Annotated in this window: 17 protein-coding genes and 1 tRNA gene; 15 read left to right on the top strand and 3 right to left on the bottom strand. The window is 31.0% G+C overall.

Translation table 11 applies throughout. The features are described from left to right. Positions 1 to 76: 76 nt before the first annotated feature. Positions 77 to 150 (top strand) — tRNA-Asp (locus Q0050_RS00915). A 196-nt stretch (positions 151 to 346) separates the two neighbouring features. Here Q0050_RS00915 and Q0050_RS00910 read toward each other — a convergent pair. Then, on the bottom strand, positions 347 to 838 hold the full coding sequence (locus tag Q0050_RS00910; protein ID WP_298391735.1) for a DUF456 domain-containing protein: 492 nt from the start codon (positions 836 to 838) through the stop codon (positions 347 to 349). 32 nt (positions 839 to 870) lie between these two features. Here Q0050_RS00910 and Q0050_RS00905 point away from each other — a divergent pair, with 32 nt between their 5' ends. Both Q0050_RS00905 and Q0050_RS00900 read left to right on the top strand, forming a co-directional pair. Continuing rightward, positions 871 to 1,242 (top strand): hypothetical protein, encoded by a 372-nt coding sequence (locus Q0050_RS00905; RefSeq protein WP_298391733.1) that lies wholly within the window; start codon positions 871 to 873, stop codon positions 1,240 to 1,242. A 70-nt stretch (positions 1,243 to 1,312) separates the two neighbouring features. Continuing rightward, the gene (locus tag Q0050_RS00900) at positions 1,313 to 1,726 is read left to right on the top strand and encodes a hypothetical protein (protein WP_298391867.1); all 414 of its coding nucleotides are present in this window, start codon (positions 1,313 to 1,315) and stop codon (positions 1,724 to 1,726) included. A 171-nt stretch (positions 1,727 to 1,897) separates the two neighbouring features. Here Q0050_RS00900 and Q0050_RS00895 read toward each other — a convergent pair whose 3' ends face one another. Both Q0050_RS00895 and Q0050_RS00890 read right to left on the bottom strand, forming a co-directional pair. Further along, entirely contained in the window at positions 1,898 to 3,025 is a 1,128-nt protein-coding gene (locus Q0050_RS00895; protein WP_367277137.1) for a glycosyltransferase, read from the bottom strand. A 226-nt stretch (positions 3,026 to 3,251) separates the two neighbouring features. Beyond that, positions 3,252 to 4,202 (bottom strand): hypothetical protein, encoded by a 951-nt coding sequence (locus tag Q0050_RS00890; protein WP_298391732.1) that lies wholly within the window; start codon positions 4,200 to 4,202, stop codon positions 3,252 to 3,254. Positions 4,203 to 4,284: 82 nt separating this feature from the next. Here Q0050_RS00890 and ruvC point away from each other — a divergent pair, with 82 nt between their 5' ends. The 12 genes from ruvC to Q0050_RS00830 all read left to right on the top strand — a co-directional run bounded on the left by ruvC (position 4,285) and on the right by Q0050_RS00830 (position 14,500). Next, positions 4,285 to 4,839 (top strand): crossover junction endodeoxyribonuclease RuvC, encoded by a 555-nt coding sequence (gene ruvC / locus Q0050_RS00885; protein WP_298391730.1) that lies wholly within the window; start codon positions 4,285 to 4,287, stop codon positions 4,837 to 4,839. Between the two features lie 398 nt (positions 4,840 to 5,237). Further along, positions 5,238 to 6,365, top strand: coding sequence for a radical SAM family heme chaperone HemW (gene hemW / locus Q0050_RS00880; RefSeq protein ID WP_298391728.1), 1,128 nt, complete (start codon positions 5,238 to 5,240; stop codon positions 6,363 to 6,365). Positions 6,366 to 6,439: 74 nt separating this feature from the next. Beyond that, the gene (locus tag Q0050_RS00875; protein WP_298391726.1) at positions 6,440 to 6,724 is read left to right on the top strand and encodes a GIY-YIG nuclease family protein; all 285 of its coding nucleotides are present in this window, start codon (positions 6,440 to 6,442) and stop codon (positions 6,722 to 6,724) included. A gap of 62 nt (positions 6,725 to 6,786) precedes the next feature. Next, entirely contained in the window at positions 6,787 to 7,575 is a 789-nt protein-coding gene (locus Q0050_RS00870) for a cyclase family protein (protein WP_298391724.1), read from the top strand. A 56-nt stretch (positions 7,576 to 7,631) separates the two neighbouring features. After that, positions 7,632 to 8,042: a GNAT family N-acetyltransferase gene (locus Q0050_RS00865; protein WP_298391723.1), complete on the top strand. Its 411-nt coding sequence runs from the start codon at positions 7,632 to 7,634 to the stop codon at positions 8,040 to 8,042. A gap of 55 nt (positions 8,043 to 8,097) precedes the next feature. Then, on the top strand, positions 8,098 to 8,460 hold the full coding sequence (locus tag Q0050_RS00860) for an MmcQ/YjbR family DNA-binding protein (protein WP_298391721.1): 363 nt from the start codon (positions 8,098 to 8,100) through the stop codon (positions 8,458 to 8,460). A gap of 297 nt (positions 8,461 to 8,757) precedes the next feature. Continuing rightward, on the top strand, positions 8,758 to 9,171 hold the full coding sequence (locus tag Q0050_RS00855; protein WP_298391718.1) for a response regulator: 414 nt from the start codon (positions 8,758 to 8,760) through the stop codon (positions 9,169 to 9,171). Position 9,172: 1 nt separating this feature from the next. Beyond that, positions 9,173 to 9,715, top strand: a complete 543-nt coding sequence (locus Q0050_RS00850) for a heme NO-binding domain-containing protein (protein ID WP_298391716.1) — start codon at positions 9,173 to 9,175, stop codon at positions 9,713 to 9,715. Between the two features lies 1 nt (position 9,716). Beyond that, positions 9,717 to 12,014, top strand: coding sequence for a PAS domain S-box protein (locus Q0050_RS00845; protein WP_298391715.1), 2,298 nt, complete (start codon positions 9,717 to 9,719; stop codon positions 12,012 to 12,014). Positions 12,015 to 12,024: 10 nt separating this feature from the next. Continuing rightward, complete coding sequence (locus Q0050_RS00840; protein ID WP_298391713.1) at positions 12,025 to 13,158, top strand: FIST signal transduction protein; 1,134 nt, start codon at positions 12,025 to 12,027, stop codon at positions 13,156 to 13,158. Next, positions 13,158 to 14,183 (top strand): ATP-binding protein, encoded by a 1,026-nt coding sequence (locus Q0050_RS00835; protein WP_298391711.1) that lies wholly within the window; start codon positions 13,158 to 13,160, stop codon positions 14,181 to 14,183. Before Q0050_RS00840 ends, Q0050_RS00835 begins: the two co-directional genes overlap by 1 nt. After that, positions 14,183 to 14,500, top strand: a complete 318-nt coding sequence (locus Q0050_RS00830) for an Hpt domain-containing protein (protein WP_298391709.1) — start codon at positions 14,183 to 14,185, stop codon at positions 14,498 to 14,500. Before Q0050_RS00835 ends, Q0050_RS00830 begins: the two co-directional genes overlap by 1 nt. The last annotated feature ends 4 nt before the right edge of the window (positions 14,501 to 14,504 follow it).

The following is a 14,504-nucleotide window of genomic DNA, read 5'->3' as shown; positions in this document are numbered from 1 at the left end:
ACGTGTGTATATTTGCAACCGCAAACAAGTTCACGGAAGGCCACTGAAATAAGCAATAAGTGAATAAGTAAAGCAAGGTTTGGTAGTTCAGTTGGTTAGAATACATGCCTGTCACGCATGGGGTCGCGGGTTCGAGTCCCGTCCAGACCGCTTAATTGGGAAAGCACTTCAGAAATGAAGTGCTTTTTTGCCCAAAGAAGTAAATGAAATGAGTTGTTAGTAAATAAACAAATCATTCACAATAGTTGTGTTGTTTCGCTACGACTTTGTAACTCGTAGCAAAAAGGTTTAGTAGTTAGACCAATGAAAAGCTTTCTCGTTTATTCGAGATGGCTTTTTTATTTTTTTACCAAGATAAGTTTTTGATAGATACAATTAAAAATAAAATCAAGAACGACAAGCACAACATAAATTTCATAAAACTGGAAACCAAAAATCCAAGAAATGCTCCAGTTGCAGCTTTCAATGCGCCTTTTTTATCCTCAAAGTTGTAAATTAACTCCCCGATAAAAGCACCTACAAACAATCCAATTATAAAGCCAATTGGCGGAAAAAATAGTCCAATTACTAATCCAATGTTGGTTCCCCAAATTCCGTATTTTGTGCCACCAAATTTCTTGGCGCCTTTTGCAGGAATAACATAGTCTAAAATTGAAATAATAACCGTTAGCAGTAACGTTATCCCCAAAACCCAATAATTATTTTCTACATAATTGGTTAAATACAAAAACAATAAACCCAACCAACTAATTGGTGGTCCAGGCAAAGCCGGTAAAAAACTCCCAAAAAGGCCAACAATACAGCAAATTAAACCAAGAATAACTAATATAATATCCATTAAACTATTTTTTTAGTATTTTTGAGACCAATATGAGAAAAATAATTCAAATAACAGTTTTTTACTTCCTAATTTTTTGTGCAGTAAGCAATGCTTTCGGACAAGAAAAACCAGTTGTTGATCCCGATATTGCAGTCAAAGAGGCAATTTACACCAAATATAAAAAAGAAGTCCAAGCCTACAGTAAAAAAGACTTCGACACCTTATTCTTTGAGTTTTTCCAAAAACAAAGTGATTCCAAAATCGTTTTAACTAAAGAAGAATTTTATACTTACACTATTAAAATTGCAATTTACTCTGAAAAACTCGGACTATTATACAAAGATCAAAAAGAAGAAGCCCAAAAATCCAAACAAGAATGGTTCAACAGAAGTTATTCTGAATATTTAAATTCCAAAAAATAGTCCATTGAAAAAGGTTTTATTCTTTACAGCACTTTTTGTTTTACAATCTTGTCAATATTTTGAGAAGCCAATGCCTTCTGAACAAGAATTGCTTGAAAAAGAACTAAAAGAAATCAATTGGAAAGAAGTAGACCAATATCCTTCAATTGTAGATTGTGAGGCAATTACTGACGATGCTCAACGAAAGCAATGTTTTTTTGAGGTTTTATCCAGCACAATTCAAGAAAAATTAAGCGTTGATACTTTAAGAATTCTTTTCCCAAAGCTTGATACCATCGAAGTTAAAGTAACCGTAAATCCTGATGCGTCAATGCAATTCGAACCACAATTTCCAAAAGATACGGTTGCTTACGACACCATTAAAATTGATAGTATTCTCAAAATTAAACTAGTTGATTTTCCTAAAGTAAATCCGGCTATAAAACGTGGAATTCCGGTAAAAACGCAATTCATTTTACCAGTAATTATCAAAACCGAAAAGTAATTTTTTGAAGCTAATTCCAGCTATACATTACAAGTTTTTATTAAAAAATAAGTTTTTCTACGATAAAAAAAGAGCTTCCGTTGGTCGCTTTTTTTCATCAAGAAAAATTATATTTTTTCAATAAAAAGCTTTTCATTTCCATCTGGGCTAGGGCAATCGTTTTCAATAAAACTATTTCTTAAAACTTCTACCTTTCCAAGAAAAACTACCAAAAAGCGAATAAATCCCAACCAAACTACAAAAGAAAGGATATACCAAACTACTCGCCAACGGAAAAATAAATTTGCCTTTTCTCAAATAGTGATTCGATTTCAACAACAATAAATAATCCACAAAATATTTAATTGAAAACACAATAAGTAACGTTTTCCAAGACAACAAATCACAAACTACAAACCATAAACAACAAACCAATCCAAAATTCATAGCCAAAACCACAACCGCCAAACTTTTAGAATAATATCCAGAATATCCAGTTGTTTTACTTGCCCAACGAACGCGTTGCATAAACAATTTATACAAATCGTTTTCAGGTTTTGTTTTTACAATGGTATCAGTATTCTTTAAATATTGCACTTTATCCGAATGGTTTTTCAGTGCTTTTTGCAATAAGAAAACATCGTCGCCACTTGCCATTTTGTTGTTTCCTCCAAAACCTCCAATTTCATTAAAAAGCTTTTTGGTGTAAGCAAAATTTGCTCCGTTACACATAAATGGTTTTCCAATTCCAAAACTTCCAATCGTAGTTCCTTGCAAACTCAATAAATCCAATTGCTGAAACTGATGAAACCAGTTGTTTTTTGTTTTATAAACCACAGCACCAACAACCATTTCGGCGTTATTTTTTTGAATAAAATTGTCCAAAGTCAGCAGCCAATCTTTTTTCACAACACAATCGGCATCAGTGGTAACAACCCAATCGTGTTTCAAAATCGGTATAGCTCGTGAAATCGCATCTTTTTTTGGTGAATTGGATAATCGTAAGTTTTCTAAAAGTGTAGTTTCAATCAATCCATTTTCCATACGCCATTTGATATAAACGCGCTCCGAAGCATCGGTAGAAAAATCATCTACCATTATAATTTCAAATAAATCCTTCGGATAATTTAGCTTAGAAATCGACTTTAAAAGTTTCGGTAAATTCTTCTCTTCATTCCTAAAAGGAACAATTATCGAGAATTTAGTAACAGGTTTTTCATCCGGTCTTACAAATGATTTTATTTTATCAAAACCAATTATTAGTTGCAAAAGAAACACAACATAAATTACTAAAACAACGAATAATACAATTTCAATCATAAGTAACGATTTTACACGAATTGCACGAATTTACACAAATTAAAGGATTTCACAAACTTACAATTGGCAAGGATAAATGTATTTCAACTTTTTTAAACACATAGAATCATAGAGATCATATTGTTTTTAAAGAAATGAAAAAGACATTTTATTTTTCACATAGCTATGTTAACTTTAAAAAATCGAAGATTCTTTTAGGATATTTTTAATCTATGTTTCTATGTGTTTAATTTTTTTCGGAAATGCTTAGGTTTACTGGTTTAGAAACCTTAAAAATCATTACATAATAACTACCAAAAATCACAGGCAAAACCACATTTAAAAACCACATCAGCATCGTTACAAAAACCACAATCCATTCGTTAACACCAAGCAATCCAAAGAAATAAATTGCCAAACTTCCTTTCAAAGCAAAGTCCAAAAACTGAAAACTAGGAACAATCGAAGCTAAAAAATAAACCGTTGTAATAGTTGCCATTAAAGTTGAATAAGGCAAATCGACATCAAATGCTAAAAACAAAAAATAGTATTGATGCGAAAAAACTAAGTATCGACAAAATCCTAAAATCAAGTTTTTACGATGAATTTTCTTCGGAATTTCATTGATTTTTTCAATCAAATCTTCAATAGAATAGCCTTTAATTTTGATTTTTTTTGTGAAATAAGAAAACAGAAAAAATGCAATTGTAATTGCTATTATTCCGAAACTCCAAAGCCAATAACCTAAAATCATCAACCCAAGAATGCCAAAAATTCCTGTGGCAACAATTTGAACACCATTACAAATTAAGTTCAGAAAAATAATTTTCTTGGTATCTTTTTTCTCAAAATACAATGCTTTCCCAGCATATTCACCAACGCCAACTGGAGTAAAAACACCCAAAGTTAGAGCTGCAAGAACTTGTTTCGTAGCTTCATTAAGAGAAATAGGTTTTACAACTTGCGCCAGATTTTGCCATTTCAGAATTTCAAAAAATCGATTCAAAAAACTAAAAAGTAAAATAAACGAAATTCCTGCAAACGATTGATTTTTATAAAATAGAACCAAAAATTTATCCCAATCCAATTTGTCATTGGAAGCCAACTGGTTGTAAATAAAATAAAATGCACCAACAACAATCAAAAGTTTGACTGAAAAAACCAAGAATTGTTTAGCTTTGTGAGGAATTGTAATCATTGTTACAAATGTACTATTTTGAGAGTGAATATTACTCACTAAAAGCAACTGATAACTGTCAACTGAACACTGACAACTGAAAATGGCAAACGAAAGAATAATTTTAGGAATCGACCCAGGAACAACCATTATGGGTTTTGGATTGATAAAAGTAGTCAACAAGAAAATGGAATTTCTGCAGTTGAATGAGTTGATATTGAGTAAATACGACAACCATTATCAAAAATTAAAAGTCATTTTTGAACGAACAATCGAATTAATCGACACGCATCATCCAGACGAAATTGCTATTGAAGCACCATTTTTTGGCAAAAACGTGCAATCAATGTTGAAGTTGGGAAGAGCACAAGGCGTTGCAATGGCAGCCGGACTTTCAAGAGATATTCCAATTACAGAATACGAACCCAAAAAAATAAAAATGGCAATAACCGGAAACGGAAACGCCAGCAAAGAACAAGTAGCCAAAATGCTACAACAACTTTTAGGCTTAAAAACATTACCAAAAAACCTAGATTCAACCGATGGATTAGCAGCCGCTGTTTGTCATTTTTTCAATTCCGGAAAAGTCGTGGGCGAAAAAAGTTATTCGGGTTGGGATGCTTTTGTTAAAGAAAATGAATCTCGAGTTAAAAAATAGTTTATGAGTAAATTTTTTGAGGAGTTTTCATTCATTGCAATAATTCTTATCCCAACAATATTTTTTATAAGTAGGAAGGCATTAAGGGAAAAAAAGTCATTTATGATACTCTTTTTAATTACAATCATTTTTGCTTTCATCACAACTTATAAAATTAGTGTAAATGAATTCTCAAAACCCAATTTTTTGTTGTTTTGGTACAGTCCTTTATATTCTTTGTTGTTATATAGATTAATGTTAATACCTTTTTGGAAAAGAAAAAAAAGAGATCCAAAAATTCCTCCTAGAGAATTATTTTATTCAGGCGATGTAAGTTTATTTGCTGATAATTTATTTGGATTTATTTTCTTTCTTTTAAGTATTTTATTGCCTATGATTTTAATATTCAATTACTAAAAATGTCCGGAATTTACATACACATACCTTTTTGCAAGCAAGCTTGTCACTACTGCGACTTTCATTTTTCTACTTCATTGAAGAAAAAGGACGAGATGGTTTTGGCGTTGGCTAAAGAAATTGAAATGCGTAAAAGTGAGTTTCAAAACGAAGTGGTAGAAACCATTTATTTTGGTGGAGGAACTCCATCTATATTAGCGATTGAGGATTTACGATTTTTGATTAATGAAGTATATAAGAATTTTGAAGTAACTGAAAATCCTGAAATTACGGTTGAAGCCAATCCAGATGATTTATCGAAAGAACGAATAATAGAATTGTCAGACAATAAAATAAATCGTTTGTCTATCGGAATTCAATCGTTTTTTGAAGATGACTTAAAAATGATGAATCGCGCTCATAATTCTGCGGAAGCGAAAGAATGTCTCGAATTTGCCACACAATATTTTGATAATATTTCAGTCGATTTAATTTACGGAATTCCAGAAATGAGCAACGAAAAATGGCTTCAGAATATCGAAACTGCTTTGTCTTTTAATATTCCACACATTTCAAGCTATGCTTTGACGGTTGAACCAAAAACCGCTTTGCATTCGTTTATCCAAAAAGGAATTATTCCGCAACCAGATGATGAAGTAGCTCAAGAGCATTTTCAGATTTTGGTTGATAAATTATCTGAAAATGATTTTATTCACTACGAATTATCCAATTTCGGAAAAGAAAATTATTTCTCTAAAAACAATTCGAGTTATTGGTTAGGCAAAAAATACATCGGAATTGGTCCTTCAGCTCACAGTTATGATGGAGAAAAACGTAGTTGGAATGTGTCAAATAATACTTTGTATTTGAAATCCATTCAAGAAAATAAACTACCATCAGAAACCGAAATGTTATCCAAAACCGATAGATATAATGAATATGTTATGACTGGCTTGCGAACCATTTGGGGAATTTCTTTAGATAGAATTCAAACTGAATTTGGCACAACTTTTTTAGACTATCTCAACCAACAAGCAGCAAAATATATTGAAGATCACTTACTTTTTGTAGACGAAAATGTTTTGCGAACAACCAAAAAAGGAAAGTTTTTAAGCGATGGAATTGCAAGTGATTTGTTTATGCTGAACTAGTTTCAGCATCTGTTGAATAGTAAGAAAAATGTGTGAACTAGTTTCAGCATCTGTTGAACGTAAGAAAACTAAATATGATCAAAGGATACACTTATATAACGACAAACAAAAACTTTTCGGTTTTATATATTGGTGCTACGAAAGATTTGAAATACAGGATAGAATGTCATAAAGATGGAACTGGAGCTGTTTTTACAAAAAAATATAGTGCTTCTATTTTAATATATTTTGAGGAATTTGATGATTATAGAGATGCATTTGCAAGAGAAAAACAATTAAAGAATTGGCATAAAGATTGGAAATGGAATTTAGCAAAAGGTTCAAATCCTGAATTAAAAGATTTATATTTGGAGTTATAAATTAGTGTCTTTTTAACAGATTTACGTAAAGTTGAAAAGATGCTGAAACAAGTTCAGCATAAATGATAGCAAAAATCCAAAATTTCCAAATCGACTTATCAAAACCAATTGATATTTCCATTCCATTATCCAATACTGATAAAAACCCAATTGCGTGGTACATCAAAAAGCCCGAAATTGAACCAGTAGTTTTTGGCGATTGGATAGGAAAAGTTTCTGAAGGAAGTTCGACCAATTTCAACAATATTTTCTTCAATCCACACGGACACGGAACGCATACCGAATGTCTCGGACACATTACGCGAGAGTTTTATTCGATAAATCAATGTTTGAAACAGTTTTTCTTCACAGCCGAATTGATTTCGATTACACCAGAAAATATAAATGGTGATTTGGTAATTACAAAGAAACAAATTCAAAGTCATTTTGTCATTTCGACGCAGGAGAAATTACACGCGCAAATCGACAATCCACAAGCACTTATTATTCGAACATTACCAAATTCAGAATCGAAAAAACATAAAAATTATTCCAAAACCAATCCGCCATATTTATCAGAAGAAGCAGCAATTTACATCCGAGAAATCGGAATTCAACATTTATTAATCGATTTGCCGAGTGTTGATAGAGAAGAAGATGAAGGAAAATTATTAGCACATAAAGCATTTTGGAATGTTAAAGATGTAAATAATTTAAACGATGATGCACGCTTGAATTGCACCATAACCGAAATGATTTTTGTAGAAGATACTGTTCAAGATGGAAGTTATATTTTAAATTTACAAATTGCTTCGTTTGAAAATGATGCTTCGCCATCAAAACCAATATTATTTAAGATTTCTGAATTTTGATTTCAGATTTCAGAACTTCAAAAATCAACAATCGTTAATCAACAATCGTTAATCAAATGATATCCGTTTCAACAGACAAATCCAAACTCGACATTCCATTTATTCAAAACTTTTTGAAAGATGTTTATTGGGCTGCAGGACGAACGATAGAAGAAGTTCAAACCACAATTGATAGTTCGTTTTGCTTTGGAATTTATTTGGATGAAAAGCAAATTGGCTTTTGCAGAGTAATCACCGATTATGTAGTTTTTGCTTACGTAATGGATGTTTTTATTGATCAAAATCACAGAGGAAAAGGCTATTCATCAATTTTAATAAACGCAATGATGACCGAACCCAAATTACAACAAGTCAAAATTTGGAGATTAGCAACTTCTGACGCTCATTTTTTATATGAAAAATTCGGATTTAATTCATTAGCGCATCCTGAAAAAATGATGGAGAAAATAATAACAAGTAAATATTAATTAGTGAATAGTCAAAAGCTAATCACTAATTACTCATCACTAATCACTTTAAAAAATGAACATTCAACAACTCTACGAATTCTGTCTTTCCAAAAAAGGTGTAACCGAACATTTTCCGTTTGACGAAGATACTTTGGTGTTTAAAGTTGGTGGAAAGATGTTTTGTCTTACTTCTTTAAAAGAATGGGAAAAAGGAACACCTTCTTTAAATTTGAAATGTGATCCAGAAAAGGCATTAGAACTTCGTGCCGAATATGAAGCCATAAATCCAGGTTATCACATGAGTAAAATTCATTGGAATACTATCGATTTTAATGGTGATGTTTCCAATAAAATGATGTTGGAACTAATAAATCATTCTTATGATTTGGTGTTTGCAAGTTTGACAAAAAAAGTACAAAGTGAATTAATACAATAAATTTTTAAATAAGATAATTCTTATATTTTTAAATAGAATAGGTTTATAGACGTATTTTTTTGCTTTTCATCAAATTTCTTTAAAGTGTTGTTTTTACTAATGTAGACATAATTCGACAAAATTTATTATTTCAAATTTGTTATTAATATTAGTTTTAAAGCAAATTAACTTTTAAAAACCGTTCGTCTACACTTTTTTACCATTCGTCTACACTTATAGTTAGACTAACGAAATAATAAGCAAATCGCTGTGATTTAAATTATTTTTGAAATTGGATAAATACACTAAAAAGTAAAGATGACTAAATCATTAAACATTCTTTTAATAGAAGATGATACTATCGAAGTAATGAAATTCAATCGAGTTATAAAAACACTTGGTTTGAATCATAAAATTATTGAGGCTAATAATGGTGAAGAAGCTCTATCAATATTAAAAGATAAAGAGATCATTCCTGATATTATTATTTTAGATTTAAATATGCCAAAAATAAACGGTATTGAATTTTTGCAAATACTTAAAGCTGATGACTATTTAAAATACATTCCAGCTATTATATTAACAACATCTAATAATCACAAAGATGTGTTAGAATGCTATAAAATTGGCATTGCTGGTTATGTTTTAAAACCATTAAAATATGACGATTACGTAGAAAGAATTAAAAAAATGCTCGAATATTGGAGTACAAACGAATTAATTTCTCAATAATATGTACGGAATAGTAAATAAAGCGATTGAAGATTTAGTAATTACCAATTTTGGTGAAGAAAAATGGGACGCAATCAAAGAACGAAGCGGAGTTGATATTGATTTTTTTATCAGTAGCGAGCCATATGATGACGACGTGACTTTTAAATTGGCTATAGCGGTTTCTGAAGAAATGAATATGTCTTTAAGTGATGTGCTAATTGCTTTTGGTGAATGGTGGGTTATTAAAACTACAACCGAAAAATATCCGGGATTAATGAATTCAGGCGGCGATAATTTAAGGGATTTTTTAGTAAATTTACCTAATTTTCATAATCGTGTGATGTTGATTTATCCAAAATTAACACCACCAGAATTTAAAGTAAGTGATGTTACAGAACACGGTTTGAATTTGCATTATTTTTCTAAAAGACAAGGCTTGCAAGAGTTTGTTCGTGGGTTACTTCAAGGTTTAGGCAAAATGTTTAATTCTCCGGTTTCACTAGAATTAATTCAAAGTCGCGATGAAGGTAGTACTCACGAAATTTTCAAAATAAATTGGTAATATGGAAGCATTAGAATTTAAATTTAGCGAAGATAATTTCAATCGATTATTCCCTTTTTATATTCTAATTGATACTACTCTAAAAATAAAAAGTTTTGGAAAAAGCATAGCCAAAATTTGCCCCGAAATTCAAAACTCCTTTTCATTTGTTGATTGTTTTGAAGTAAGCAGACCAAGATTTGAAAATCCAACTTTTAACGAATTGGTCTTAAATAGTAATCAACTTACTGTTGTTAAATGTAAAAAAAGTGAATTATCACTTCGAGGACAATTTGAACTAGTTGGAGATTCATTGTTATTTGTTGGTTCGCCTTGGTTCAATTCGATGAATGAGGTGGTTGAAAAAAAACTGACGTTGCACGATTTTGCTTTACACGATCCGCTTTTAGACTTGCTTCACGTATTAAACAACCAGGAAAATATTTCTAACGAATTGAAAGAATTGTTGACTACAATTAACAATCAAAAAAATAAATTAAAAAAAGATAAAGAAGAGTTAAACCGACTTTCCTTAGTAGCAAGTTCCAATGAGAACGGAATTGTATTTACTGAACCAGACGGAAAAATATTTTGGTGTAACGAATCTTACATTAAACATTCTGGATATTCTAAAGAAGAAATTCTTGGCAAAACACCAATTGAAATTGGGTTTATTGAAGAAACCGATAGAGGCGAACTAAAGAAAATGACAAGTTCATTTTTTAAAGGTCAACCTTTTGATGTTGAGTTAAAACACGGAAGAAAAGACGGAAGTAACTTTTGGGCAAAAACCAAAGGACAACCAATCTTAAATCCAGACGGACAAGTGCTTCAATTTTTTGCTATGATTGAAGATATTTCGTTAAAAAAGCGCTACGACGAGAGTCTGCAAATCGAAAAAGAGAAATACCGAAGTATTATTGCCAATATGAATCTAGGACTTTTAGAGGTTGATAAAAATGATGTAATTACCTTAGCAAATCAAAGTTTTACAGAGATAAGTGGTTACACTTCTGACGAATTAATTGGTAAAAAGGCTGCCGATTTACTGCTTACAAATGATAGTAGAGAAACAGTTAAAAGTAAGGAAGTTCTTCGTGAAGAAGGTAAAACAGATTCCTATGAAGTGAAAGTCATTGATAAATCAGGGAAAAATCGTAATTGGTTGATTAGTGGCGCGCCAAATTATGACATTAACGGAAAAGTTGTTGGTTCCATCGGAATTCATCTTGATATTACCGAACAAAAAGAACAAGAAGAGCAACTTTATTTATTGTCATTAATTGCCGAAAAAAATATAAATGCGGTTATTATTTCTGATGCTGATGGTAAAATTGAATGGGCAAATAAAAGCTTTTTGGATATGTCAGGTTATCAAATGGAAGAAATTCTTGGCAAAAAACCCGGACATTTATTGCAAGGAAAAGAAACCAATCCAGATACTGTCAATTATATGAAAGATGCTATTGCAAAAGGATTGCCTTTTAATTGTGAAGTTGTTAATTATTCAAAACACGGAAAAAAATATTGGGTGAGTATTCAAGGTCAAGCATTATACAATAAAAATGGCGAAATTGTAAAATATTTTGCTATAGAAGAAAATGTTACCAAGAAAAAAGAATTGGAACAACAACGCGAGTTTTTAGTAGAAAGTTTAGCAAAAAGTAACAAAGAACTTGAAGACTATGCAGCCATTGTTTCGCACGATTTAAAATCGCCTTTGCGAAGCATTCATTCATTAATTTCGTGGATTAAAGAAGATAACGACAAAGAACTTAACGAACAAACAACTCAGTATCTTTCAATGATTGAAGGTAAAGTTGAAAAAATGGATCACTTAATTGAAGGTATTTTGACTTATGCAAAAATTGACAAAGTTGATGTGGTTTGCGAAAAAGTGAATACTCAAGAAATCATTCAAAACATCATTAATATTATTCATATTCCTAGCCATATTTCAGTAACGATAACTAATGTTTTGCCTATTATTGACGCCGATCGATTTAGAGTGCAACAATTGTTTCAGAATATAATAAGTAATGCTGTAAATTATATTGATAAACCAATCGGAATTGTAGAAGTAAGTTGTTCGGAAGATTCAAAACATTTCATTTTTTCAATTAAAGATAACGGTCCAGGAATTGCAAAAGAGAACCAGGAAAAAATATTTAAAATATTTCAATCGTTAGAAAAATCTGAAAAATCTACTGGATTAGGACTTTCGATAGTAAAAAAAATAGTCGATAATTATAATGGAAAAATTTGGATTGAAAGTGAAAACGGAAAAGGAACCACATTTTTCATACAATTAAACAAATAAAAATTTCGAGATGAAAATAGTTCAAGCCTCAAAACTAGAAAATCAAGATTGGAAATTCTTACAAGATAAAATCGAATTAAAAAACCCATTAGTATTAGTTTTTGCGAATCGTTATTTGTTAGAAGATGAAACGGTTATTGCCGATATTCGAAACCAATTTCCTTACGAACATATTGTTTTTGGTTCTACATCAGGTGAAATTATTCGTTGTAATGTAAATGATAATTCCATTTCTGTAACCGCAATCGAATTTGAAAAAAGCACATTTATTGTAAAAAGTGACAACATTTTAAAGTACGATAAAAAAGCAAAACCACTTGGCGAAGCTTTATTTAATGAAATGCCAAAAGAAAATTTAAAACACCTATTTGTAGTTTCTGAAGGCAGTTTTGTAAACGGAAGTTCTTTAATAAATGGATTAGAATTTAATAAAAATTCATCAATTTCATTAACAGGCGGAATGTGTGGAGATGATGCCCGATTTGAAAAAACCGTAGCTTCATACAAAGAAAATCCAAAAGAAGGCGAAGTAGTTTTAATCGGATTTTATGGTGAAACTTTAGACATTTCTTTTGCTAGTTTTGGCGGTTGGATTCCGTTTGGTCCTGAACGAAAAATTACAAGTTCTAAAGCCAATATTCTTTTTGAAATTGATGATATGCCAGCTTTAGATTTATACAAAAAATACCTTGGTGATAAAGCAAGCGAATTGCCGCAAGCATCGTTATTATATCCATTAAATGTAACTCCTGAAGGAAAAAATGAACCTGTTGTTCGAACTATTTTAAGTATTAATAATGAAAATAATTCTATGGTTTTAGCTGGTGATGTTCCAGTTAATTCGAGAGTGCAATTAATGATGGCATCCATTGACGGTATTGCTGATGGCGCACAACACGCAGCCGAAATCGCAATGAAAGATCGTAAAAATCCGCCGCAAATTGCTTTAATTGTGAGTTGCGTTGGTCGAAAGCTAGTGATGAACCAAAGAGTAGAAGAAGAAATAGAGCAAGTTCAAGAAATTATAGGCGAAAATGTAGCCATTACAGGATTTTACTCTTACGGAGAAATGGCGCCATTTAACGGCGATTCTTCTTGCGAATTACACAATCAAACAATGACTTTAACTTTGATAAGCGAATAATGAATTCACTTTTAAAACGACAAATTGAAAAAAAATTAAAGAACGGATTGAACGATATCGATCAATTTTTTAATGCGGTAGACGATTCTTACAACAACTTTGAAAGCCAAATTTCTTTGTTGCAACGCGCAATGAAGATAAGTTCTGATGAGTTGTTTGAAGCCAATCAAAAACTACGTGACGAAGCTAAAAGTTTAAAGGAAATAAATAAAAATTTAGAAACTATTCTGAATTCGATGAATTTAGAAAACAATTTTTTAGCCAATTCAACGCAATTAAATTCGGCCGATTACGTGAAAGAGCAATCTTTAGAAATTGTACGAATCAACAAACAACGTGAGGAATTACTTCAAAATCTAGAAAAGCAAAACCAAGCGTTGAATGAATATGCGCACGTAGTTTCACACGATTTAAAAGCGCCTTTGCGAAGTATTGACACGCTAATTAATTGGTTCAAAGAAGATAACGCCGAAATTTTAGATGAAAAAAATCAAAAATCACTTGATTTAATTTTGTCAAATGTTGAAAAAATGGATTTGTTAATCAAAGGAATTTTAGATTATTCGTCTATTGATAAACAGGAAACCGAAGACAGAACCATTGATTTGAATATTTTAATTGATGAGGTTATCAGAACTATTACGGTTCCAAATCACATTGAAATAATCTTTAAAAATGAAATGCCAAAAGTGTTTGGAAACGATTTTAGATTCAAGCAATTGTTTCAAAATTTGATTCAAAATGCCATAAAATACAACGATAAAGAAAACGGATTTGTTGAAATTGGAAGTAAGGAGAACGAAACTGAAATCGAATTTTATATAAAAGACAACGGAATCGGAATTAAAGAACGTTACCAAGCCAAAATATTCGATTTGTTTTCCAAATTAGAAAATAACGATCAATCATCAGGAATTGGACTTTCAATTGTGAAAAAAATCATCGATTTATATGAAGGTAAAATTTGGTTAGAAAGCCAACAAGCAATTGGAACTACGTTTTATTTTACAATACCAAAAAACTAATGGAACAACCAAACTCAAATTATATCAATCAGTTATCAGGCGATAACGAAGAATTTAAAGCCAAAATTATCGGAATCTTAAAAAGAGAATTGCCTGAAGAAGTGGCTTTATATCAAAACCAAATTAAAACTAAAAACTATAAATTGGCTGCAGAAAGCGTTCACAAACTGAAACATAAAGTTTCTATTCTTGGTCTAGAAAAAAGTTACTATATTGCCGAAGAATATGAAGATAATTTAAAAGAACAATCTACCATATTGCAATCTGAATTTGAATCAATTTTAAAAATGATGCAAGATTTTGTAGATAAATTATAAACCC

Origin of the sequence: Flavobacterium sp., assembly GCF_027483985.1 — a bacterium.
GTDB lineage: Bacteria > Bacteroidota > Bacteroidia > Flavobacteriales > Flavobacteriaceae > Flavobacterium.
The sequence above is the reverse complement of the archived record's forward strand: the minus strand, read 5'-3'. Positions and strand labels throughout refer to the sequence as shown.